The 21547-nt window shown below is 60.0% G+C and carries 20 protein-coding genes; 12 read left to right on the top strand and 8 right to left on the bottom strand.

What is annotated here, in order from left to right:
- Nucleotides 1-6: 6 nt before the first annotated feature.
- Nucleotides 7-1161, bottom strand: coding sequence for an efflux RND transporter periplasmic adaptor subunit (locus tag FOV68_RS01155; protein ID WP_010245312.1), 1155 nt, complete (start codon nucleotides 1159-1161; stop codon nucleotides 7-9).
- Between the two features lie 302 nt (nucleotides 1162-1463).
- Here FOV68_RS01155 and FOV68_RS01160 point away from each other — a divergent pair, with 302 nt between their 5' ends.
- The 3 genes from FOV68_RS01160 (at nucleotide 1464) to FOV68_RS01170 (ending at nucleotide 2592) form a co-directional block, all read left to right on the top strand.
- Nucleotides 1464-1805 (top strand): helix-turn-helix domain-containing protein, encoded by a 342-nt coding sequence (locus tag FOV68_RS01160; protein ID WP_009090299.1) that lies wholly within the window; start codon nucleotides 1464-1466, stop codon nucleotides 1803-1805.
- An 86-nt stretch (nucleotides 1806-1891) separates the two neighbouring features.
- Nucleotides 1892-2326, top strand: a complete 435-nt coding sequence (locus FOV68_RS01165; RefSeq protein WP_143990191.1) for a ribonuclease domain-containing protein — start codon at nucleotides 1892-1894, stop codon at nucleotides 2324-2326.
- A 2-nt stretch (nucleotides 2327-2328) separates the two neighbouring features.
- The gene (locus tag FOV68_RS01170; protein ID WP_010670099.1) at nucleotides 2329-2592 is read left to right on the top strand and encodes a barstar family protein; all 264 of its coding nucleotides are present in this window, start codon (nucleotides 2329-2331) and stop codon (nucleotides 2590-2592) included.
- Here FOV68_RS01170 and FOV68_RS01175 read toward each other — a convergent pair.
- The 4 genes from FOV68_RS01175 to FOV68_RS01190 all read right to left on the bottom strand — a co-directional run bounded on the left by FOV68_RS01175 (nucleotide 2589) and on the right by FOV68_RS01190 (nucleotide 10627).
- Complete coding sequence (locus tag FOV68_RS01175) at nucleotides 2589-4955, bottom strand: virulence factor SrfC family protein (RefSeq protein ID WP_143990192.1); 2367 nt, start codon at nucleotides 4953-4955, stop codon at nucleotides 2589-2591. The two genes, FOV68_RS01170 and FOV68_RS01175, sit on opposite strands and share 4 nt — an antisense overlap.
- Nucleotides 4952-7915 carry a virulence factor SrfB gene (locus tag FOV68_RS01180; protein WP_143990193.1) on the bottom strand — a complete coding sequence of 988 codons (2964 nt, stop codon included), beginning with the start codon at nucleotides 7913-7915 and terminating at the stop codon, nucleotides 4952-4954. Before FOV68_RS01180 ends, FOV68_RS01175 begins: the two co-directional genes overlap by 4 nt.
- Nucleotides 7916-7917: 2 nt before the next feature.
- Nucleotides 7918-9282, bottom strand: coding sequence for an SrfA family protein (locus FOV68_RS01185; protein ID WP_143990194.1), 1365 nt, complete (start codon nucleotides 9280-9282; stop codon nucleotides 7918-7920).
- Between the two features lie 172 nt (nucleotides 9283-9454).
- Nucleotides 9455-10627 (bottom strand): benzoate/H(+) symporter BenE family transporter, encoded by a 1173-nt coding sequence (locus FOV68_RS01190; protein WP_255473575.1) that lies wholly within the window; start codon nucleotides 10625-10627, stop codon nucleotides 9455-9457.
- Between the two features lie 123 nt (nucleotides 10628-10750).
- On the opposite strand from FOV68_RS01190, the gene FOV68_RS01195 reads away from it, so the two are divergent.
- The 3 genes from FOV68_RS01195 to FOV68_RS01205 all read left to right on the top strand — a co-directional run bounded on the left by FOV68_RS01195 (nucleotide 10751) and on the right by FOV68_RS01205 (nucleotide 12376).
- On the top strand, nucleotides 10751-11308 hold the full coding sequence (locus tag FOV68_RS01195; protein WP_060680161.1) for a helix-turn-helix domain-containing protein: 558 nt from the start codon (nucleotides 10751-10753) through the stop codon (nucleotides 11306-11308).
- A 66-nt stretch (nucleotides 11309-11374) separates the two neighbouring features.
- Nucleotides 11375-11800 carry a MarR family winged helix-turn-helix transcriptional regulator gene (locus FOV68_RS01200; RefSeq protein WP_031592861.1) on the top strand — a complete coding sequence of 142 codons (426 nt, stop codon included), beginning with the start codon at nucleotides 11375-11377 and terminating at the stop codon, nucleotides 11798-11800.
- Nucleotides 11801-11815: 15 nt separating this feature from the next.
- On the top strand, nucleotides 11816-12376 hold the full coding sequence (locus FOV68_RS01205; RefSeq protein WP_143990196.1) for an isochorismatase family protein: 561 nt from the start codon (nucleotides 11816-11818) through the stop codon (nucleotides 12374-12376).
- A 13-nt stretch (nucleotides 12377-12389) separates the two neighbouring features.
- On the opposite strand, the gene FOV68_RS01210 is transcribed toward FOV68_RS01205, so the two are convergent.
- Both FOV68_RS01210 and pqqU read right to left on the bottom strand, forming a co-directional pair.
- Nucleotides 12390-12731, bottom strand: coding sequence for a contact-dependent growth inhibition system immunity protein (locus FOV68_RS01210; RefSeq protein ID WP_143990197.1), 342 nt, complete (start codon nucleotides 12729-12731; stop codon nucleotides 12390-12392).
- A gap of 21 nt (nucleotides 12732-12752) precedes the next feature.
- Nucleotides 12753-14873 (bottom strand): TonB-dependent receptor PqqU, encoded by a 2121-nt coding sequence (pqqU, locus tag FOV68_RS01215; protein ID WP_186289704.1) that lies wholly within the window; start codon nucleotides 14871-14873, stop codon nucleotides 12753-12755.
- A gap of 165 nt (nucleotides 14874-15038) precedes the next feature.
- Between pqqU and FOV68_RS01220 the strand changes: the two genes are divergently transcribed.
- Both FOV68_RS01220 and FOV68_RS01225 read left to right on the top strand, forming a co-directional pair.
- Entirely contained in the window at nucleotides 15039-15929 is an 891-nt protein-coding gene (locus FOV68_RS01220; RefSeq protein ID WP_071941098.1) for an NAD(P)-dependent oxidoreductase, read from the top strand.
- On the top strand, nucleotides 15926-16705 hold the full coding sequence (locus tag FOV68_RS01225; protein ID WP_143990198.1) for a helix-turn-helix domain-containing protein: 780 nt from the start codon (nucleotides 15926-15928) through the stop codon (nucleotides 16703-16705). The genes FOV68_RS01220 and FOV68_RS01225 overlap by 4 nt, the downstream gene beginning before the upstream one ends.
- On the opposite strand, the gene leuA is transcribed toward FOV68_RS01225, so the two are convergent.
- Complete coding sequence (gene leuA, locus FOV68_RS01230; RefSeq protein WP_143990199.1) at nucleotides 16626-18341, bottom strand: 2-isopropylmalate synthase; 1716 nt, start codon at nucleotides 18339-18341, stop codon at nucleotides 16626-16628. The two genes, FOV68_RS01225 and leuA, sit on opposite strands and share 80 nt — an antisense overlap.
- 240 nt (nucleotides 18342-18581) lie before the next feature.
- Between leuA and FOV68_RS01235 the strand changes: the two genes are divergently transcribed.
- The 4 genes from FOV68_RS01235 to pqqC all read left to right on the top strand — a co-directional run bounded on the left by FOV68_RS01235 (nucleotide 18582) and on the right by pqqC (nucleotide 21544).
- Nucleotides 18582-19598 (top strand): dipeptidase, encoded by a 1017-nt coding sequence (locus FOV68_RS01235; protein WP_143990200.1) that lies wholly within the window; start codon nucleotides 18582-18584, stop codon nucleotides 19596-19598.
- 143 nt (nucleotides 19599-19741) lie between these two features.
- Complete coding sequence (gene pqqA / locus FOV68_RS01240; RefSeq protein ID WP_010245082.1) at nucleotides 19742-19813, top strand: pyrroloquinoline quinone precursor peptide PqqA; 72 nt, start codon at nucleotides 19742-19744, stop codon at nucleotides 19811-19813.
- Nucleotides 19814-19867: 54 nt separating this feature from the next.
- Nucleotides 19868-20785, top strand: a complete 918-nt coding sequence (pqqB, locus tag FOV68_RS01245) for a pyrroloquinoline quinone biosynthesis protein PqqB (RefSeq protein WP_061901461.1) — start codon at nucleotides 19868-19870, stop codon at nucleotides 20783-20785.
- A gap of 3 nt (nucleotides 20786-20788) precedes the next feature.
- On the top strand, nucleotides 20789-21544 hold the full coding sequence (gene pqqC, locus FOV68_RS01250) for a pyrroloquinoline-quinone synthase PqqC (RefSeq protein WP_010245074.1): 756 nt from the start codon (nucleotides 20789-20791) through the stop codon (nucleotides 21542-21544).
- Nucleotides 21545-21547: the final 3 nt, after the last annotated feature.

Genomic DNA, 21547 nt, shown 5'->3' on the forward strand with positions numbered 1-21547 from the left:
CTCGGGTTATTGAGCGGCTGCCGCACGCATGGCGACCGGCTGAGCAGTGACCGGCATGCCGGGCATAAATACTTTTTGCAGACCGGCGATGATGACCTTGTCGCCGGATTGCAGACCCGATTTAACGATGCGCAGACCATCCACCATCGCGCCAGGCTGGATATCGCGCCGCTGCGCTTTACCTTCGCCATCCACCACGTAGACATACTTGCGATCCTGGTCGGTCAATACCGCTTTATCATCAATCAGCACCGCCTCGAACTGCGCGCTGCCGGGCAGACGCACGCGGGCAAACAGGCCAGGCGTAAACTGACGCTGTTGATTGTCGAGCAGGGCGCGCATACGAATGGTGCCGGTGCTGGCGGTCAGCTGGTTATCCAGAAAGTCAATTTTGCCCTGGTGCGGGAAACCCTGTTCGCCGACCAGCGCAATCTCAACCGGCAGCGCATGGCGCTGCTGGCCCTGACGCGCCATCGCCTGATAGTTCAGGAAGGTGTTCTCATCGACATCGAAATAGACATACATCTGCTGCTGCGACACCAGCGTGGTTAACACACTGGCGCTGTCGCCGGCGGTCACCAGGTTACCGGCGGTGATCATCGCCCGGCTGGCGCGACCATCAATCGGCGCGGTAACGCGGGTGAAGTCGAGGTTCAGCTGCGCCATATCGACCGCGGCCTCTGCGGCCAGCACATCCGCCTGCGCCTGACTGGCGGCAGAACGACGCTGCTCCCACGCTTCGCGGGAAATCGCCTGCGTGCCGATCAGCTTCTCGCTGCGGCCCGATTCGCTGCGGGCCAGACTCGCCTGACTGCGCGCCCGGGCCAGTTCCGCTTTGGCCTGCTCCAGCGCCGCGCGGTAACTCCGGTCATCAATGGTAAACAGTACCTGACCTTTTCTGACCTCATCGCCTTCACGATAGTTAACGGCATCAATGTAGCCAGAGACGCGCGGACGCAACTGCACGCTCTGCACCGCTTCAACCCGGCCATTGAAATTATCCCACTGACTGACCGGTTTGATCAGCACGGGGGCGGCACTCACTTCAGGCGGCGGGGGAGCGGCGTTTTGCGCCACACCCTTATCGCAGCCGCTCAGTTGCGTGATGAGCAGTACCATCCCTAAGAGGGTTAAACCCTGACGAACCCGGTTCGTAATCATTGTTGTTATTCCGCGATAGATATAAACAGGCGGCCTGCAGGCCAATATTTGCAACTTTTAAGATTGCAATTAATCGCGGTGAGTGTAGGCTTGCGTGGCTGGCAACTGCAAGAATAACAGATACACTTTATGTGCGGTTTAGGGCAGGGCGATGAAAGCCTGAACAACTTAACTAAACCCCCACAAATAGTGCGGCATTTAATGTACTAATAAAACTTGCATTAAATGGCATAGTCAGCCACCCTTAAGTGTAACTGCAACTGATACTAATACTTTTCGCTACGGCGACAGGAGAGACTGGAATGATGAGTGATGCTTTTATTCACGATTTAATCGACTGGATTGATAACAACATCGAAGCACGTCTGGATCTGGATACCGTTTCAGAGCGCGCGGGCTACTCCAAATGGCACCTGCAGCGCATGTTTAAAGAGCACACCGGTTATCCACTGGGTGAATACATCCGGGTTAAGAAGCTGAAGAAATCAGCCGACCGCCTGACCAGCACAGATGAACCGATTCTCAATGTGGCGATCTCGTTAGGTTTCGACTCCCAGCAATCCTTTAACCGCAGCTTCAAACGCCAGTATGGCGTCGCGCCGGGTGCATGGCGTCGGCACAGCGGGGATTCGCACGCAGCATAACCTCGCCAGGGCCAGCTTGTCTGGCCCGCGCTTTTCTCTGCGCGCAAAACTGGTATCATCTGCGTCCTGTCGTCACGGATGCCATCATGTCAAAAAAACTCTGGATTGGACTTTTTCTCGTCCTCGCGGCCTGTTTCTACGGCCTAAAACCCTATCTGAATTCCGTTTCAGCCCCTGCCCAGGCGGATATCGCCACCCTGACTGACGCCCATACCGTGGCGCGCTGGGTGCTGCAGCATCAGCAACTGCCGGACTACTACCTCACCAAAAACGACGCGCGCAAGCGTGGCTGGAATCCGGCCAAAGGCAACCTGTGTGACGTGTTGCCTGGCAAAGCCATCGGCGGCGATCGCTTTACGAATCGTGAGAAGCGTCTGCCCGCGCGTGCAGGCCGTCAGTGGTATGAAGCGGATGTGAATTATCGCTGCGGCCATCGCGATGCCGATCGCCTGGTTTACTCCTCTGACGGGCTGGTGTTTATCTCCACCGATCACTACCGCAGTTTCAGGCAGGTGCCCTGATCATGCTTAATCTGACCTTTGACCTGCGTCAGCTCACCACGCGCGCGGCGTTTTATCAGCAGTTTGCTGAGCAGAGCGGCTGTCCGCAGACCTTCGGACATAATCTGGATGCGTTATGGGACTGGCTGACGGGCGGGATGGCGCTGCCTGCCACAATGTGGTTGCAGCACTATGCCGCGCATCAGGCCGATTTAGCGCCGGTGCTGGCGCTGCTGGAAGAGGCGGCGCAGTCGCTGGAGGGCGAACTGCGCCTGATCATTGATTAAGCGCGAAGCGGCTTAAGCAGCGCAACCAGCGCTTCGCGAGCTGCCAGCGGCAGATCGCCGCCGCCAGTGTAACCATTGTTCTCAATGATGACCTGGTTCAGCCCCACCAGCCAGTCGTAGATATAGTAGGCCGTGTGGTTGGCCGGGGCGGCAGAGAGTTTGGTCAGACGCTGACCGGCACTGAAGCTGACGCTGGGAGCCGGAGGACGCGAGAAAATCACCTGACCCCGGTTAACGCGGCTGGCAGGGCGTTCAGTTTCAGGACGCTGTAAAAAGCCGAGCCAGGCTACAAAATCCCCCAGCACCGTCATCGCCCGCGTCACCTGACGATCCGCGCGTGATTCATGACTGACGCTCTGCGTATCGGGCTCATGCAGCGCCTGCTGCAGCTTTTGCGCGATATCGGTGCGGAATCCGGCCGTGATCAGCTCCTCAACCAGCCACTCCATCGTTGGCTTATCCACGTTCAGCAACGCCAGCAGGCTGCGGTTTTCCGGCAGCTGACGCAGATGATCCAGCCACAGCAGCAGCACCTGACGCGGATACTGCTGAGCGCTCTGCAGACTCTGGCGTGGCTGAACCGGTGCTTCAGCCGGGCTCTCACTGAACAGGTCAAATTCAAATCCGATGCCAAACTGATTTTCCGGTGCCTGAATACTGGCCGGTTTGCTGCCTTGTAAGGCGGACTGATTGAGCCACAGCTGACGCAGCGCCTCACGCGGCGGCTGCAGGCGTTCCAGCAGCTCGCCATGCAGGCCGGTCCGATGCTGTAAACACTTCAGTAGCGTATCGGCGATATTCTGTTTGCGTGCCGCCTGTTCCGGGCTGGCACCCGCTTCGGTCCAGGGCAATAAACGCCGCTCCACCACAGCGTGCTGAATCTGCGCCAGCTGAGCCAGCAGCATGTCGCGGCGCGCTTCCGGCTGCATCTCATCCTGCAACCAGCTCGCCATGCGGTCGACGCCCGCGCGATCCAGTGCCAGCATCGATCCCCAGTGCTGACCGGGCTGTCCCATCTGACGCTGCACCGCTTCATCCACATTGACCTGCTGATGGCGGGCATCGAAAGGGGTAATCGCCCAGATCAGACGCGGTTTCTCTGCAGATTCCTGTGCGGGCTGCTGACGCTGCCATTCGCGCAGCGTTTCGCTGGCGAGGTCGGCATCCTGACGCTGGCTGGCTGCGGTACAGACCAGCAGCAGATCAATTGCCTGACGTGCGGCGTAAAAACCGGGCAGCAGGGCGCGTTTCTGTTCCAGCAGTTGGGCACGCAGCGGATCCTGCTGCTGCAGGCGCTGACGATCTTCCTGGGTTGCCGCGTCACCGGACTGGCCTGGCGCGGGGAGTTCCAGCATATCGGCATCATCATAGAGCGCGGTACGCGGTGTGGAACTCAGCGGCACCAGCACTTCCAGCGTCAGCAGCGCCAGTAATCCCAGCGGCACGTTCTGCGCCTTACCGATGCGGTTACCATTCAGCGGGCAGATTTCCACCAGCTGCTGCTGATCCTGCTCACTGGCTGGCACAATCAGCTGCTCGGCCGGCAGCAGTGATGTGTCGGTCAGCAGGCTCAGTGGAGCAAGCACCCGGCTGCTGTTACGCAGCTGGTGACGCAGATGCAGCAGGGTGCGCAGCATTTCATTCAGTTCAGGCTGACCAGGCCACAGCAGTGAAAAAAGCTGTACCCGGTCGTCAACGCTGAGCCAGGGCGCAAGCTCAACCGCCTGCGGCCAGAAATGACGATCAAGCCGCGCATCGTGGTGCGCACGACGACGGCACCAGGACCAGAGTGTCACCAGCGCATCGCCTTCCAGACCCGCCAGCGGCGTGGCGAGACGATGACGCTGCAGGCGCTGCAGTGCGCTGTCGATCTGTGCGGTGTCGGGCATTGTCGCGCCGGCACAGGCGACCATCAGCCGTACGATCTCCGCTTCACTCAGCAGCGTCAGTTCAACCGGCCACTCGTTTGAAAGCGGCTCGCGCTGATGGCTGAAACGGGTGGCGGTAGCAAAATCGAGGTTGCCGGGATTGATATGCTGAAACCAGTTCAGCAGTTTATCGCCCATGCGGGTCACTAACTGGCCCTGTGCATCGGCCACCATTTCGTTCAGCAGCCAGGCTTTACCCGCCTGCGACTGACCAAACAGCGCCAGCGTCACCGGACGCGCCACCTGCTGCGCCAGCGCCTGAGTCTGCACGCGCGCCTGGCGCAGTTGCAGCGTCAGGGTTTCTGCTTCCAGCGCCAGACGCGGCGACTGCTCACGGCTGCTCTCAATCCAGGCCAGACTGTTATTCAGGGCGTCCTGCAACAGGCCAAGACGTTTTGCCAGCGTTTGCGGCTGACGGGGTTTCAGGGCTTTCATCGTTTACACACGCTCCCGCTGTCAATCCAGTATTGCGCATTGGCATTGCCGGTTGCCGACAGGGTATTCAGCTTAAGACTCAACTGCTCCAGCGGCACACGGGTGCCATCATCCAGGCGGGCATCGCTCAGCACCAGACTTTCCGGGCCGGACGCGTCGGGTCCGGCTTTTACCGCCAGCCGGATGCGCAGCACGCTCTCACCGGCCACTTTACGCGCCAGGGTAGCGTCGTTCAGCGTCAGGCTATAGAGCGGCGAGGCGGGCCAGCGATCGTTATCGAGCTGGCGGAAGCCGAGACAGACGTTGCCGCGAATACGGAAACTGCGCTTTTTATCCAGCACATAGCCGGGATCGTCGAGGTCAATTTCGCTGTAGCAGAGGTTCTCGTCCGTCAGCGCCTGGTTTTCGTCGAGCATGCCAAGATAGCGAATCGTCGAGTAGGGTTCAAAATCGCCTGCGCGGAACCAGAAGCTGCTGAGGCGCAGATCCAGCGCCAGCAGGCAGAGCATCGCGCCAACCGCCGCAGTCGATTTTGGATTGTCGATGCGGCCATGTTTGTTAAACGGATACCAGTCGCTGGTGTGATAGCCTTCCAGCGACAGAATACGGCTGCCCGGCAGCGGTTGCAGATGACGCACCAGCGCCTGAATGCCCGGGAAGCGCGACGGGCGACCGGTCAGCAGCAGCACGTCACACTGGTAGAGCGACACCACTTCACACATTGAACGCAGCGCCGGGATAATCGCCATCCGGTGCTGCATAAATTCCCCGTGCAGCTGTGACAGGCTCACCACCAGCGGCACCTGCAGCAGGTCAAAGCGGCTGTTACCGCCCAGTTCGCGCTGAATCTCGCCGTTGACGAAGGCCAGTACCGCTGCGCCCGGAGGCTGCTCGACCAGCTCGCCAAACAGCGCGTTGATCTCCGCGTGGCTCACCAGCGGATCCCAGTTTTCGTAGCGTTCCAGTACCGCCTGCGCCAGCGGAATAAACAGTTGTAAGGTGACCTGCTGACGCAGCGTGGCCTGGCCGTCCATGCGGCTGTCGTGACCAAACAGCTTGTTCATCAGCGGTTCCGCCAGCGTCAGGCCCGCTTTCTGCAGATGCTGCTGCAGCGCCGGTAAAATCCAGAGCTGAATCACATCCAGCAGGATATCGTCGCCCGCGACTTTAAAGCCCTCGCGGAACAGCAGTCGCGGCGTGATTTTGACGTTGTTGCCCTGACCATCATCCAGGCGATACTGGGTGATGGCGAGGTCAGTAGTGCCGCCGCCGATATCAATCGAGGCGATGCGCAGGCTCTTGCCTGGCAGTTCGTCAGCATCGCGCGGGCGATCCGGACGGGCCATGCTGCTGAAAAAGTCTTCGGCGCGACCGGCAAAGTTGACCTGGGTTTCATTAAACAGCCAGACCATCTGACCACAGGTCGCTTCATCCCACTCCATCTGAACATCCGGCAGCGGTTTCGGATTCTGACGAGGCAGTGATGGTGAAAGGTCATCTTCGTCAGCCAGCCAGCCTTCCGCTTTCCAGACCAGCGCCAGCGCTTCCTGCATCCGGCGGCGGAAAATTTCACGCTCCGGCTTCGGCATCGCTGACGGCAGCGTCAGGATCACATGGCGCAGCTGACGCGGAGCGTGGCTCTGCGGCATCCGCTGACGCTGTGCCGCGCTGTTCATCTGCATCAGCGCCTGAGCCAGCAGCTCACACAGCATAAAGGTCATCAGCGAACTGCGGCTGTAGTGCGGAGAAAAGACCGGCAGACGATCGTCGGGTGCCAGCGTCGAAAGCGGCTGCCCTTCGTCGTTAAGCAGGGTGGTAAAGGGTGCGGCATAGGCCAGCGGTTCAGCCTGCTCGCCGGGCGTGTTAAAACGCCAGCCTGGCTGATAGCGCGCCTCATCCCACAGATAACGGCGCGGGCTGGAGAGGCCGGTACTGCCTTCCAGTCCCACACGCTGCAGGGCCAGACGGCTCGCTTCACGGCCGACGCGCGTCAGAGAAGGCCACATAAAGGCCTGCTCACGACCGCTCTCCAGCGAGAAGTTCGCTTTGCCAAACCGGGTCTCGGCAAACTCCAGACGGCTGTCAAACAGCTCGTTGTAAACCTGATGCGGCTGCGACAGATCGCGCAACTGCAGCTCATAGGTCTGCTTCAGGCCGTTGCTCTCTTCCGGGTGATCTTCCACCAGAATGCCGCAGGTATGGGAGTTACCGACATCCAGAATGATATCGACGTTGACCGCCGGGGTCTGCAGCGTGGCGGCCTGAATATGGATCTCGCTGAGGTCGAGCTGTTCGCCCAGCAGCTCCAGCAGATTGAGGTAGTGCGCCTGATACTCAAACTCGCGCAGCGCCTGATTAATCGCCTGTTCGCGGCGATCGGAGACGCGGTCGGTAAAGGATTCACGCAGCCAGCCGTCAACCCAGGTCAGGTCAAGAAAATCACCCAGCTCGTAGTTGTGCCAGGCGAGCGCAAAAGTCACACCGTTCTGAGCATCAGCCGGGCTGAGGCCGAGCTGTTCACCGCCATCCTGTTCCGCCACGCAGCGGGTATCAAAGGCCAGGCTTACGCGATGGGTATTGCCCGCTGCATCGGGCGCGGGCAGCGCAACCAGACGCATCCGCGCCCAGTTTTCAGGACCGCCGATGAAACGACGTCCGCTGGCACAGCGCAGCATCGGCAGCGGCAGCCAGCAGGCTGACAGCAGGGACAGCGAGTCCGCCAGCGCGATATCAGACTCCGGGCGCACCACTTCTGCAGCGCCGCCATCTTCCGGATAGAGCAGGAACTTACCGCTGTTGCCATCGACGTTCAGGCGCAGCAGCGGGCCGTTGGCGGTCTGGCGCACAAACTGGCGGCGCGCCGGGGTATCTGAGAGTTGCAGGCCGAAATCCAGAAACTGCACGCCGCTGTTTTCAATCAGCGAAATTTTTTGTTTGTCATCGATCAGGGGAGCCAGCATCGTTATTTACTCTCACGCTTAATCGTCATCGGGAAGACCCGGTCATCAGCATACTGCGCTTCACACACTGCGGCACCGATGCTCGCATGGCAGACCAGCAGTGGCATACGGTAGCGCGAATTGTTCTGGCACTTCGCCGTGTAGCGGCTCTCAATCACCAGGTTACCGGCGCTGGTCATGGCCGCGCTGACATCCGCTTTACAGGTGGTATTGCCCTGGGTGATCTGCACGCTGCCTTTGCCGTTTTTAAACTGGAAGCGCATCACCGGAGGCTTACCGGTTGGCGTCGGCATCTGGTCGATAGTGACACGCCAGCGGCCATCAATCACCCGTACCTGGCCATCGCGCACCGCATCCGGCGTCACGATCAGGTCATCGGGTTTGGCCGGAACCGGCGCCGTTACCGTTGTGGCAAGGGTAGCAGATGAGGTTGCCGGTGCGGTATCGGTGTTGGCGGCCGGTTTCTGCGGCTGCGATTCGGGGAGTTTTTCCGGTGCTGTCTGCTCTGCAGGTGGTGTGACAGACGGTGTTGCCGCAACCGGTGCCGGAGTCGCAGCAGGGGCCGGAGTGGATACCGTCGCCGGGGCTGACGCTGGCTTCGCGGTGGCAACCGGTGTTTTTACGGGTTCTGAACGATGCAGCAACACGGCCACCATCACGGCGGCAGCAATCGCCACCGGCGGTAACAGATACCAGACGCGGAAACGGCGGCGAGCCGCTACAGGCGTCACCGGCTGAGCTTCAACGGGTGCAGCAACCGGCAGCGGTTCAGCCATAGCTTCGGGTTCAGGTTCGGGCTCAGCGATCATCACTGGTTCAGCGATGACCGGTGCAGCAGGCAGCTCAGGCAGCGGTTCAACCAGCGCCACCGGCAGGTTCTCTTCCAGCGTGTCACGCAGGCAGGCCAGCGCGTCATCGCGGCTGCGCGCCTGGGCATCGACAAAGCCCCAGAAGGTGATGACCGGTTTGCCATCAACCAGATAGACATACTGCTGGTCGGGGAATTGCAGGGTTTTGCTCAGCAGCGCACCAAACAGCCGCATCGATGGGTTCTCTGCCGCGCGCGCGCGCGTACTGAGATCCTGCATATCCTGCTGACAGGCGGTGAGCTGTTGCAGCGCCGCGCGACGTTCATGATCGCTGGCACCCAGCCAGGATTTCACCCGGCCGCTAAAAGGGGCATACCAGTCGAGGCGATCGCCCCGTTCATTGGCCTGAGGAATGGCCAGGCAATCTGCCAGTGCGCTCTGACGGCGCAGGCGCAGGGTTTCACGAATTTGCAGTGCTGAAGCGTAGACCGGCTGGCCATTTTCACCTAACGCCAGAACTGCATCTAAATTACCGCTGCGCAGAAAAGTTTTTGCCACCTGTTGGGCCCTTATCGGTCGTTGTCTGAGGCAGAAAATCGCGTGTTATCGACGATTAGGTTGATTTTACGCGGGGCAATGACAAATCAAACGGCAGAAAAAGGGGGTAAATCCACTGTTTTTTTCACCGGCTGACGGAAAAACCACCGCTATTTCAGAGAGTATGACGCAATCAGCCGGATTTGCGCACCAGCAGCAGGTGGGCGATGACGCCGCCCGCCAGTCCCCAGAAGGCCGGACCAATGCCCAGCAGCGAAACGCCGGAAGCGGTGATCAGAAAGGTGATCAGCGCGCTGTCGCGTTCGGCAGGCAGATCCAGTGCGCGGTGGAGGCTGCCACCCAGCGTGGCAAGGAGTGCCAGTCCCGCAAGCGCCTCAATCAGCACCGCAGGCAGGGCGCTGAACAGCACGGCGATCAGCGCACCGGACGCGCCCGCCAGCAGATAGAAGATCCCCGCCAGCGCCGCCGCGCGCCAGCGTTGCTGAGGATTTGGGTCGACCTCATCGCTCATGCAGATGGCCGCCGTAATCGCCGCCACACAGACCGAAAAACCCCCTAATGGCGACAGCAGCAGCGCAATTAATCCTGTCCAGCTCATCAGTGAAGAGACGGGTGGATGGTAGCCGTGCGCCTGCAGCGTGGCGATGCCGGGGGCGTTCTGCGACGCCATCGTCACCAGGAAATAGGGCACGCCGATCCCCAGCAGCGTGGTGAGGGTAAAGTGCGGCATCACGACTTCCGGCATTGCCAGCCTAATCGGCTGCGGCGGAAAGTGGATGGCGTGCTGTGCCAGCGCGACGGCAACACCTACCAGCAGCGTGACCAGAATTGCATAGCGGGCCAGCCAGCGGCGGGCCAGCAGCCAGGCCAGGCACATGCTGCCGCACAGTACAAAGTTACTTTGCAAATCGGCAAAGGTCTGCAGCCCGAAGCGCAGCAGAATACCTGCCAGCATCGCCGCTGCCAGTGAGGCGGGAATGTAGTTCATCAGCCGGGCAAACAGGCCGGTGACGCCGCACAATACGATCAGCACATTGGCGAAAACAAAGACGCCTACCGCCTCATTCAGCGAAATGCCGTGAAAACTGGTCGCCAGCAGTGCAGCGCCGGGCGTTGACCAGGCAGCCAGCACCGGCATGCGGTAGCGCAGTGACAGGCCCAGCGAGGCGATCCCCAGCGCGATGCCCAGCACCGACAGCCAGCCGCCAATCTGCGCGGGCGTGGCGCCCGCCGCCTGAAACATCTGATAGATAATTGCGCCGCTGCTGCTGTATCCCACCAGCACAGCCACGAAGCCGGAGACCAGCATCGGCAGGGTAAAACGGGGATGTTCCGCTCTCGTCATGGTCAGACTCTTTATGAGGTTGTGCGTTATAGCGCACATGGTCGCATGATGCGCTATAACGCACAAGTGTTACACTATTACCATAACGTCACTCACCAGGATGACGAGAAAGCAGGAGAAAAAATGGCGGATTTTCAGCAACACCTGAGCAGCGCGCTCAGACAGTTGCGGCAGGCCAATGGCTGGAGCCTGACGCTGACGGCGGAGCGAACCGGCGTCAGTAAAGCGATGCTGGGCCAGATTGAGCGCGGCGAATCGAGTCCCACCGTGGCAACGCTGTGGAAGATTGCCACCGGTTTCAACGTTCCTTTTTCCTTTTTTATCGACGGCAGCGTACTGCCTTCAGGCGCCGCGCCTGGATTCAGTCAGCCCAATGCTGACATGTCGGTACGGTCGCTGCTGCCTTACGATCCGCAACTGCGTTTTGATCTGCTGGCGGTGGAGCTCGCAGCGGGGGCGCAGAGCCATTCTTCGCCCCATGAAGCGGGCTGTGTGGAGCAGGTGGTGGTAATCGAGGGCGAACTATTGCTGGGCGTCGGGGATCTCTGGCGACGTCTGCTCGCCGGGGAGGCGTTCCAGTTCAGGGCCGACGTGCTGCACAGCTACCGGAACCCGCTCAGCACACCGCTGCGCTTCCACAGTCTGATCCACTATCTGCAGCGCCCGGACGTTACAAATTGATACCTGAGCAAACTACACAGTTTACCTTCGTATCTTTATACTTTCGCTTATCGATGGAGACGGGTAATGAGCGATCCGACTGAATCCGCTGCAATGCTGCGTATGCTGGTGGGCAAGCTGGGCCGCCGGTTGCGCGAGTCAGCACCGCCTGGCGAATTAACCTGGTCGCAGGTCGCGGTGCTGGGTCATCTGGTTCGCGATGGAGCGATGACGGTGACGCAACTGGCGGCGGCCGAGGGCGTACGCACCCAGTCAATGGGCGCGACCGTCGCCGGGTTACTGGCGGCCGAACTGGTGACGGGCGAGCCGGATCCCCATGATGGTCGTAAAACCCGCTATTTGCCCACGACGTCCAGCCTGGCGGTGATTACGTCGAGTCGCGCGATGCGCGATGACTGGCTGGTCCGGACGCTTGAAGCGCGACTGAGTCCGGCAGAACAGCAGCAACTGACCGACGTTCTCCCTCTGCTGCAACGACTCACTGACTATTAAATCTGAGGATTCAACATGGCTGTAACCACACTTGATGCAAAAACTGCGCTGATTGTTATCGACCTGCAACATGGCATTGTGGCTTTGCCGCTGGTTCATGAACCGCAGCCGGTAATCGAACGCTGTGCCGGACTGGCTGAGACGTTTCGCGCGCACGATCTGCCGGTTGTGCTGGTTAACGTGGCCGGTGGGGCGCCGGGCCGCAATGAGCAGGCACGTCACAGCGGCGAACTGCCCGCCGACTGGGCGACGCTGGTTCCGGCGATGACCCCACAGCAGAATGACCTTACGGTCACCAAGAAAACCTGGGGCGCGTTTCACGCCACGGCGCTGCACGATGAGCTGCAAAAGCGCGGCATTACTCAGGTAGTAATTTGCGGTATCGCGACCAGTATCGGCGTGGAATCTACCGCACGACAGGCGTATGAGCTGGGTTACAACGTCACGCTGGCGACCGATGCGATGACCGATCTGAACCTCGATACGCACAACAATAGCGTGAACCTGATCTTCCCGCGCCTGGGTGAAACCGGCAGCTGTGAGGATATTAAGGCGCAGTTAAAATCGCGCGCCTGATTCGCGTGTGACGTTAAGCTTTGGGCCACCGCGACGGTGGCCCGTTGAGGGCAGCCACAGCTCTTATCAAAAAACTGCGCCACGTTTCTCCCCAGGGGGCCGGACGAAACTCTTGACCAGCAATCGCTGACATAATGACATTCAAATCATCATCCTCATTCTGAAGCAGGATGTTTATTTCATTCCGCGCTTCAATAACAGGCATGTCATGATCAATATAGCTCTGGAGCATTTCTTCGAGGGTATTGCCAAAGTCGTCATGGCGGCAGCTTAAAAACACTCTTAACATGCCGGTTAGCGCCGGGTATTGTTTCTCGGGTTTATCACCCCATCCACGGATAAGACGTGAGAACATAATGACGTTACCCGTTATAATTTAGCGGAAGGCGTAACCCAGCGTTAAACCGACGCTGTAATTGCGGCCCGGCGCGGATTCGAAGTAGCGTCCATTACTCTCATTCACAATCACTGAACCCACATAGTGCCGGTCAAACAGGTTATCGACCCGACCAAACAGATCCAGCGTCCAGTTCTCAACCAGCCACTTATAGCCACTGTTAACCGCTGCAACGGTGTAGGACGGGGTGTTCACGCTATTCTGATCTTCAGCGTCGATCTGGCTCAGATAACGCACCTCACTGCCTGCATAAAAGCCCTGTTCAGGCAGGTAACCGAGTCCGGCGTAAGCCATGTTACGGGCGATGCCGGGAATGCGGTTGCCGTCACAGCTGTCACTGCCGCAGGCGTTGCTGCGATAGCGCGCATCCAGCAGGGTGTAGGCCATCTTCAGCCGCCAGTCCCAGGCAAACTGCTGATCCAGGCTTAATTCCAGACCGCGACGGCGGGTCTGACCGGCATTTTTATAGGTAGTGCGTCCGCCACTGCTGGCATCCGCCACAATCTCATCCTGGGTATCGGTCTGGAACAGCGCCGCGCTGATCAGGCCATTGCCGATGCGTTTCTTGCTGCCAATCTCCAGCGTATCGCTGGTGGCCGGTTTCAGCCCCAGATTCAGACCTGTCGCGCCATCTGAACGGTAAGAGAGCTCATTAATGGTCGGGGTTTCAAAGCCGCGACCGGCGGAGATCCACGCGTTCCAGCTCGGGTCAAAGGCATACTTCAGTGCCGCAGCGGGCAGCCATTTGTGATAGCGCGCATCACCGCTGTCGTCGCCGTTACCGGGCTGAATATAGAAGTCATCAGAGTCAAAGTTAACGGTGCTGAACCGCACACCCGCATCCAGCGACAGCTTATCGGTCAGCTCCCAGGCGGTCTGCAGATAGGGATCGAGCGTCCACATCAGGTTGCGCTCGTTGCGGCGCAGATTGCCCTGTTCGCCCAGCTGCGTCACCCCGTTGCTGACCGTGAAATTTTCATAGCCCTTGCGGCGCTCGGACATGGTTTCGTAGTCGAGTCCGCCGGTCAGCGCCACCGGAATTGACAGCAGCGTGTCGCGATGAGTCCAGCGGGTATCGACGCCCTGATAGTGGCGGGTCAGGGCGATCACGCCACCGGGATGAGACGGGTTGCGCTGCACGGCTGCAGGAATCGACTGGAACTGGGTAGTTTCGCGCATGCCCGCGTAGAGCATCACGCTGAGGTCGTCGTTTTCACTCATCTGGCGCTGATAACGCAGGCCGCCCTGAGTCTGATCGACAGTCTTGCGGGTGTTATAAAGCGGGACGTTGCTGACCACCTGACGTGGATTGTCACGCCACTGTGCCTCGGTTAAGCCGCCGGGATCCTGCGCGTCAATGTGAACGCTGTTAAACAGCAGCGTCAGGGCGCTGACATCATCGATCCGCACGCCCAGTCGGGCGTTACCGAGATTCTTCTGCGCAGCGCTGTGATCACGATAACCGTGAGTGGTGAAGCGGGAGGCGGAGACGGTGTAGTTAACATCCCCGGCATGACTGCCGTCGCCGGTCGCGCCGCTGGCTTTGACGCTGTTGCGCCAGCTGCCGTAGCTGCCGTACCAGCTGCTGGCTTCAAGCGTGGTCGGCTGCTGGCCCTGCTGAGTGGTGACATTGATCACGCCACCCGAAGCGTTGCCATACAGCGCAGAAAACGGGCCGCGCAGCACCTCGACATGATCAATCGAGCCGATATCGATATTGGAGGTCTGCGCCTGACCATCCGGCATGGTGGCCGGGATGCCATCCACGTAGATGCGCAGCCCGCGTACGCCGTAGGTTGAGCGGGAGCCGAAGCCACGCATCGACAGCTGCAGGTCCTGAGCATAATTCTGGCGGTTCTGGATCTGCAGACCCGGCACGCTGCTGAGATTTTCCGACAGGTTAACGCGCGGCGCTGCCTGGCGCATATCGTCGCCACCGACCACGCTCAGGGCCGCAGGCGTATCGAGTTCGTTAAGGCCCGTTTCCGGCGGTGCAGCCGTGACGACCAGGGTATTGTCATTATCCGCCGCCAGCAGCGGCAGCGGCAAAATGGCAGGCAACATCAACAGCGTCGCCTGGCGCAGAGAGATTATTTTCATTATATGTGGCCTGAAAAAAGAGAGGATATGAACCAGGTGGAACAATTTCCGCATATGGTAAGGGTTTGATGCGCCGGGGTACATCGTTTCGGGCTGGATTTTTTCTCTGTTTACCGCCAGGCTGGAATCCATCTTTTGCAGTGATAAGGCGTCCGATTCACCCGGATGCAGACAAAAAAACTCACGGGAGTCAGCATGAAACAACCTGAAGTGGCGGTTCTGGGATTAGGCGCAATGGGGCACGCATTTGCTGCCAATCTGCTGAAAAAAGGCTTTCGCGTTCATGGCTGGAACCGCACCCGCGCGCGCGGCGAAGATCTGCTGGATGCGGGTTTGCAGCTGGCTGACTCGCCAGCTGAGGCGGTGCGTGAAGCAGATGTCGTGATCGCCATGCTGTCTGATGGCGACACCACTGAGCAGGTGTTGCATCAGGTCAAAGAGGCGTTTAAGCAGGGCGCGACGCTCTGCCAGATGGGCACCATCGGCGTAGAAAAAACCGACGCGCTGATCGCCTTTTTCGCAGAAAAACGCCCCGATTTGTTACTGATCGATGCGCCGGTCTCCGGCACCAAAGCGCCAGCAGAGAATGCGCAGATTCTGGTGCTGGCCAGCGGCGATCAGAGCCGGGCGCAGGCAGCAGAAGCGGTGTTTGCTGCCATCAGTAAAGGGACAAAGTGGCTGGGTGAGGCGGGCAAAAGCACCCGGATGAAGCTGGTGATCAACAGCTGGCTGATTGGCATGATGCAAAGCCTGGCAGAGAGTACCCGGCTGGCAGAGCAGTTCGGCTTTTCCACCGACGATCTCTGGCAGGTGCTGGAGGGCGGTCCGCTGGCTGCACCGTATGCAAAAATGAAGCTCGGGATGATCGCCAGCGACGACTTCACGCCGCAGATGCATCTGGTCTGGGCGCTGAAAGATGCCCGCCTGGCGCTGGATGCCGCAGAGACGCCGCTGCCGGCGCTGGAGAATATTGCACAGCTCTGGCAGCAGGCGGTGGAGGCCGGACACGGTGAAGAGGACCTGGCGGTGATCTACCGCTACCTGAAGGCGCAATGAGTCAGCAGCATTTTGACTTCAGCACGCGTCCGCTGGTGCCGCTGGCGCACGATTACCTGCACGGTGCCAGCGAACCCTGGCACCAGCACGCCTGTGCCCAGCTAATCCATACCCTGAGCGGCGTGGTGCGGGTGGAGACGGAGTATGGCAGCTGGATTGTGCCGCCGAGTCGCGGCGTCTGGCTGCCTGCGTTTACACGTCATGCGCTGCAGATTACCGGCAGTGTGGCGGCGCGCACGCTGTTTATCGATCCGCTGGCGCGAGCCGATCTGCCCGCCAGTTGTCAGGTGGTGCAAATCTCACCGCTGCTGCGCGAGCTGATTGTCACGGCGCTGAGCCTGCCGGAGCGTTACGCCGCAGGCAGTCGGGCCGAGCGGGTGATGGAGTTGATTCTGGATGAAATCCGCGGCATGGACGTGCTGCCCTTTGCCTTGCCGACGCCCGACAGCCCCCGTTTACAGGCCCTGTGCGAGCTGATTCAGCAGACGCCCGGTGAAAGCTGGACGCTGCTGCGCGCCAGCGCCCACCTGAATGTCTCGGGCCGCACTCTGGCCCGCCATTTTATGCGCGAAACCGGCCTGCAGTTCAGCGACTGGGTGCGGCGCGCCCGCCTGGCTATCGCCCTGACGCGACTGGCGCAGGGCGACTCCGTGCTGCGGGTGGCGCTGGAGCTGGGCTATGAAAGCCCCAGCGCGTTTAGTGCGATGTTTCGTCGTCTGCTGGGCGCCTCTCCGACTGACTACTTTCCGCCTGCAGAAACTGGCCTGCCGCGCTGAGCAGCGCCTGCAGGGCTGCGCGGGCGGTGTCATTGTCGATACTCACTCCCCAGGCTCGCGCGCCACGGGCATCCACGCAGCTGATATAGGCCACCGAGCGGCTGTCACTGCGTCGTCCCAGCGTATGCTCGTGATAGTCCTCAATGGTCAGATGCAGATCAAACGCGCTGCGCAGGGCATTGACCGCCGCCGACAGCCAGCCGTTGCCGCTGCCGGTCAGCATCAGCGATTGCATCTGATAGACCACGCTGGCGCTAATCTGCGTCTGCCCGCCGCTGTCACTCTGGCTGTCAGCCCGCTGTAATGCCACCGCGGGCTGCGTAACGCCATACTGGCGGCAGAAGAGCTGCCACAGCGCGTAGTGCGTCATCTCTCCGCCGTGCCGGTCAGTCTCCTGCTGTACACAGCGGCTGAAATCCTGCTGTAGCGCTCGCGGCATTTGTAACCCGTGATTCTGCTCCAGCAGCCAGGCGGCCCCGCTTTTTCCCGACTGGCTGTTAACGCGGATCACCGCCTCATAGCTGCAGCCAATGTCGGCCGGGTCCAATGGCAGGTAGGGAATCTGCCACTCTGTTTCCTGCTGTTCGGCGCGGATGGCGAACCCTTTTTTAATCGCATCCTGATGAGAACCAGAGAAGGCGGTGAAGACCAGCTCGCCCGCATAAGGATGGCGCGGATGAACCGGCAGCTGGTTGCAGCGGGTTACCACTTCAATCACCTCATGCATCTGGCTGAAATCGAGCTGGGGCGAAACGCCCTGGGTATAGAGATTCAGCGCCAGCGTCACCAGGTCCACATTGCCGGTGCGTTCACCGTTGCCAAACAGACAGCCCTCGACCCGGTCTGCACCCGCCAGCAGCGCCAGTTCTGCGCAGGCAACGCCGGTGCCGCGATCGTTGTGCGGATGCACGCTGATGCAGACGGCATCACGGCGGCTGAAGTGACGGCAGAAAAACTCAATCTGATCGGCATAAACGTTGGGGGTGTTCACCTCTACAGTGGCGGGAAGGTTAATGATCATCGGGCGCTGCGCGTCCGGTTGCCAGACATCGGCCACCGCCTCGCAGATCTCCAGCACAAACTCTGGCTCGGTAAAGCAGAAGGTCTCTGGCGAATATTCAAAGGTCCATTGAGTTTCCGGCTGCGCCTCGCATTCGGCGCGGATCTGCCGTGCACCAGCGGTGGCCAGCGCCACGATTTCCGCTTTGCTCTGCTTAAATACCCGCTCGCGAAACAGCGGCGCGGTGGCGTTATAGAGATGCACGATGGCGCGCGGGACGCCCTGCAGCGCCACAAACGTGCGGGCAATCAGGTCCTCCCGCGCCTGGGTCAGCACCTGTAACGTCACATCCTCCGGGATAAGCTGCTGCTCAATCAGGTCGCGGACGAAATCGAAATCCGTCTGCGACGCCGAGGGAAAGGCGACCTCGATCTCCCGGAACCCGCAGCGCAGCAGCAGATCCCAGAAGGCCATTTTGCGTTCCCGATCCATCGGTTCTGCCAGCGCCTGATTGCCGTCACGCAAATCGGTGGAGAGCCAGCGCGGCGCCTGGGTCAGCTGGCGTGAGGGCCACTGACGATCGGGCAGGGTGATCAGCGGGGAGGGACAATATTTATCAGCGGGTCGGGTCAGCATAGGAGTCTCCTGTGGTTTTTTTATCAGTCTGCCGACACGCCTCCGGGTCCGCGCGCGCAGGGCTGACAACCTGACGCGCAAAAGTGACAATAACCTGCATGACCTGCATGACCTGCATGACCTGCATGACCTGCATGACCTGTATGACCTGCGTGGCCTGCGTGGCCCTGCGTGCGCTCTGGTTTGGTGAATCCGCCGGGCAGGGTTAGCATGGTCACCTGTTTATTCGGGTGGACTCTTATGCTGATTTTTGACGGTCACAACGATCTGTTGCTTAACCTCTGGCTGCATCATCGCGATGCGCCCGCGCAGGCGTTTTATCAGGGGATTGAACGGAGCCACCTCGATTTTCCGCGCATTAAGCAGGGCGGGTTCGGCGGCGGGTTGTTTGCGATCTTTGTGCCTCCGCAGGAGTACATTGCCCGCACCGTTCCGGCACGCGCCGACGAGCCGTTTCAACCGCTTCAGATCATGTGGCAACAGCTTGAGATCCTGCAGCAGCTGGCCGATGCGTCAGGCGGGCGGGCGCAACTCTGCCGCAGCCATGACGAAATTGCCGCCTGCCGCGCCGCAGGCGTACTGGCGATGGTGGCACACATCGAAGGTGCTGATGCGCTGGATGAGGAGGGCGAGCAGCTGCACGCCTTCTGGCAGGCGGGGGTGCGTAGCATCGGGCCATTCTGGAACCTGGCCAGCCGCTTTGGTGAAGGCGTCAGCGGCACCTTTCCCGGCTCGCCCGACACCGGGCCAGGCCTGACCCGCGCCGGAGAGAGGCTGATTCAGCAGGCGAGTGACCTGAAGATGATGATTGACGTGTCGCATATGAACGCAAAAGCCTTTTGGGACACCGCCCGGCTCTCCAGCGCGCCGCTGGTCGCCAGCCACTCCAACGCGCATGCTCTCTGTCCGCAGCCGCGTAATCTGACGGATGAGCAGCTGGTGGCGATCCGCGACAGCGGCGGTCTGGTCGGCATTAATTTCGGCAACGCTTTTCTGCGCGCCGACGGTAAACGCGACGCTGACACGCCATTAACAGAAATTGTTAAGCATTGTGATCACTTGTTGAAGATAATGGGCAGCGACCATGTAGCCTTTGGCTCTGATTTCGACGGGATTACCCCACCGGCTGCACTGGGCGATGTCAGCGGATTGCCGCGATTGCTCGCCGCTTTTCAGGAAGCGGGCTATGATCAGACACTGACAGAGAAACTGGCATGGGGAAACTGGCAGCGGGTTTTACATCTGACCGGGCTGTGATAACAATTTCCTGATGTTCCGGGCTTGATCCCGACGCGCCATTGGCGCAACATCTGCCTGGAAATTGTGACGGCGGTCTCATTCAATGCCGATCACACTGATTTCAGGCAGCTTATTTATTATTAACCAAGAGGAAGTAACTCATGTGGAAAAAACCAACTTTCGTTGATATGCGTCTCGGTCTGGAAGTGACTCTCTACATCTCCAACCGTTAATCGTTCTGCCCGCCCTCTGAGCGGGCATTTTTTTTCAACTTCTGGTTTTCCTCTATGTTTATCAAAATCCTCGGTTCAGCCGCGGGCGGCGGGTTTCCGCAGTGGAACTGTAACTGCGCCAACTGCCACGGCGTGCGTAACGGCACGATCCAGGCCCAGGCACGCACGCAATCGTCGATTATCCTCAGCGATAACGGCGAAGATTGGGTGTTATGCAACGCTTCACCCGACATCAGCCAGCAGATCCTGCACACGCCAGAACTGACCCGCAAAGGGGTGTTACGCGGCACGGCGATCGGCGCGATTATCCTCACCGACAGCCAGATCGATCACACCACCGGGCTGCTGAGCCTGCGTGAGGGCTGCCCGCATCAGGTGTGGTGTACGCCGGAAGTGCATGGTGACCTCAGCACTGGCTTCCCGATCTTTCCAATGCTCACCCACTGGAATGGCGGCTTACAGCACCGTCCCATTGCGCCACTGACGCCGTTCAGCGTCGATGTCTGTGATGATCTTCAGTTCACCGCGATTCCGATTATCAGTAATGCACCGCCTTACTCGCCGTATCGCGACCGGCCGCTACCGGGCCATAACGTGGCGCTGTTTATTGAAAACCGCGCGAATGGCCAGACGCTGCTCTACGCGCCAGGCCTGGGCGAGCCGGATGCGGTGATCCTGCCGTGGCTGCAAAAAGCGGATTGCCTGCTGATTGATGGCACCGTCTGGCAGGATGATGAGCTGTTAACCACCGGCGTGGGCCACAACACCGGCAAGGCGATGGGCCATCTGGCGCTGGCGGAAGAGCAGGGGCTGATGGCGCTGCTGGCATCGCTGCCGGCAAAACGCAAAATTCTGATCCACATTAACAACACCAATCCGATCCTTAACGAGCAGTCACCGCAGCGTCAGTTTCTGACGGAGCAGGGAATAGAGGTGAGCTGGGACGGAATGGCGATCCACCTTCAGGGCTAAAACATGCAGATCACTGACACGCTGTCGCCGCAGGCTTTTGAACAGGCCCTGCGCGACAAAGGCGCTTACTACCATATCCATCACCCGTATCACATCGCGATGCATAACGGTCAGGCCACGCGCGAGCAGATTCAGGGCTGGGTGGCGAATCGCTTCTATTACCAGACCACCATTCCGCTGAAAGATGCGGCGATCATGGCCAACTGCCCCGATCCGGCTACCCGCCGTAAATGGGTGCAGCGCATCCTCGACCACGACGGCAGCAACGGCGAAGAGGGCGGCATTGAAGCCTGGCTGCGGCTGGGCGAGGCGGTCGGGCTGACGCGCGAAGAACTACTTTCAGAGCAGCATGTGCTGCCGGGCGTGCGCTTCGCGGTGGATGCGTATATTAACTTTGCCCGCCGCGCCAACTGGCAGGAGGCGGCCTGCAGCTCACTCACCGAGCTGTTCGCCCCGCAGATCCACCAGTCACGGCTCGACAGCTGGCCGCAGCACTATCCGTGGATCAAAGAAGAGGGCTATTTCTACTTCCGCAGTCGCCTGGGTCAGGCGAACCGCGATGTGGAACATGGCCTGGCGCTGGCGCTGGAATATTTCACCACCGCTGAGACGCAGAACCGCATGCTGGAAATTTTGCAGTTTAAGCTCGATATTTTATGGAGCATGCTGGACGCCATGACCATGGCATACGAGCTGAAACGTCCGCCTTATCACACCGTGACGGATAAAGCGGCGTGGCACACCACCCGACTGGTATAACAG

The sequence above is a fragment of the Pantoea sp. paga genome, from assembly GCF_007558755.1.
Lineage (GTDB): Bacteria > Pseudomonadota > Gammaproteobacteria > Enterobacterales > Enterobacteriaceae > Pantoea > Pantoea agglomerans.

Coding starts and splice junctions, on each gene's coding strand:
- leuA (WP_143990199.1), bottom strand. CDS start 18,341: ATGCTGACCCGACCCGCTGATAAATATTGTCCCTCCCCGCTGATCACC.
- pqqC (WP_010245074.1), top strand. CDS start 20,789: ATGCAGATCACTGACACGCTGTCGCCGCAGGCTTTTGAACAGGCCCTG.
- FOV68_RS01225 (WP_143990198.1), top strand. CDS start 15,926: ATGAGTCAGCAGCATTTTGACTTCAGCACGCGTCCGCTGGTGCCGCTG.
- FOV68_RS01160 (WP_009090299.1), top strand. CDS start 1,464: ATGATGAGTGATGCTTTTATTCACGATTTAATCGACTGGATTGATAAC.
- FOV68_RS01195 (WP_060680161.1), top strand. CDS start 10,751: ATGGCGGATTTTCAGCAACACCTGAGCAGCGCGCTCAGACAGTTGCGG.
- FOV68_RS01155 (WP_010245312.1), bottom strand. CDS start 1,161: ATGATTACGAACCGGGTTCGTCAGGGTTTAACCCTCTTAGGGATGGTA.
- FOV68_RS01170 (WP_010670099.1), top strand. CDS start 2,329: ATGCTTAATCTGACCTTTGACCTGCGTCAGCTCACCACGCGCGCGGCG.
- pqqB (WP_061901461.1), top strand. CDS start 19,868: ATGTTTATCAAAATCCTCGGTTCAGCCGCGGGCGGCGGGTTTCCGCAG.
- FOV68_RS01200 (WP_031592861.1), top strand. CDS start 11,375: ATGAGCGATCCGACTGAATCCGCTGCAATGCTGCGTATGCTGGTGGGC.
- FOV68_RS01165 (WP_143990191.1), top strand. CDS start 1,892: ATGTCAAAAAAACTCTGGATTGGACTTTTTCTCGTCCTCGCGGCCTGT.
- FOV68_RS01180 (WP_143990193.1), bottom strand. CDS start 7,915: ATGCTGGCTCCCCTGATCGATGACAAACAAAAAATTTCGCTGATTGAA.
- FOV68_RS01175 (WP_143990192.1), bottom strand. CDS start 4,955: ATGAAAGCCCTGAAACCCCGTCAGCCGCAAACGCTGGCAAAACGTCTT.
- FOV68_RS01205 (WP_143990196.1), top strand. CDS start 11,816: ATGGCTGTAACCACACTTGATGCAAAAACTGCGCTGATTGTTATCGAC.
- FOV68_RS01190 (WP_255473575.1), bottom strand. CDS start 10,627: ATGACGAGAGCGGAACATCCCCGTTTTACCCTGCCGATGCTGGTCTCC.
- pqqU (WP_186289704.1), bottom strand. CDS start 14,873: ATGAAAATAATCTCTCTGCGCCAGGCGACGCTGTTGATGTTGCCTGCC.
- FOV68_RS01210 (WP_143990197.1), bottom strand. CDS start 12,731: ATGTTCTCACGTCTTATCCGTGGATGGGGTGATAAACCCGAGAAACAA.
- FOV68_RS01220 (WP_071941098.1), top strand. CDS start 15,039: ATGCAGACAAAAAAACTCACGGGAGTCAGCATGAAACAACCTGAAGTG.
- FOV68_RS01235 (WP_143990200.1), top strand. CDS start 18,582: ATGCTGATTTTTGACGGTCACAACGATCTGTTGCTTAACCTCTGGCTG.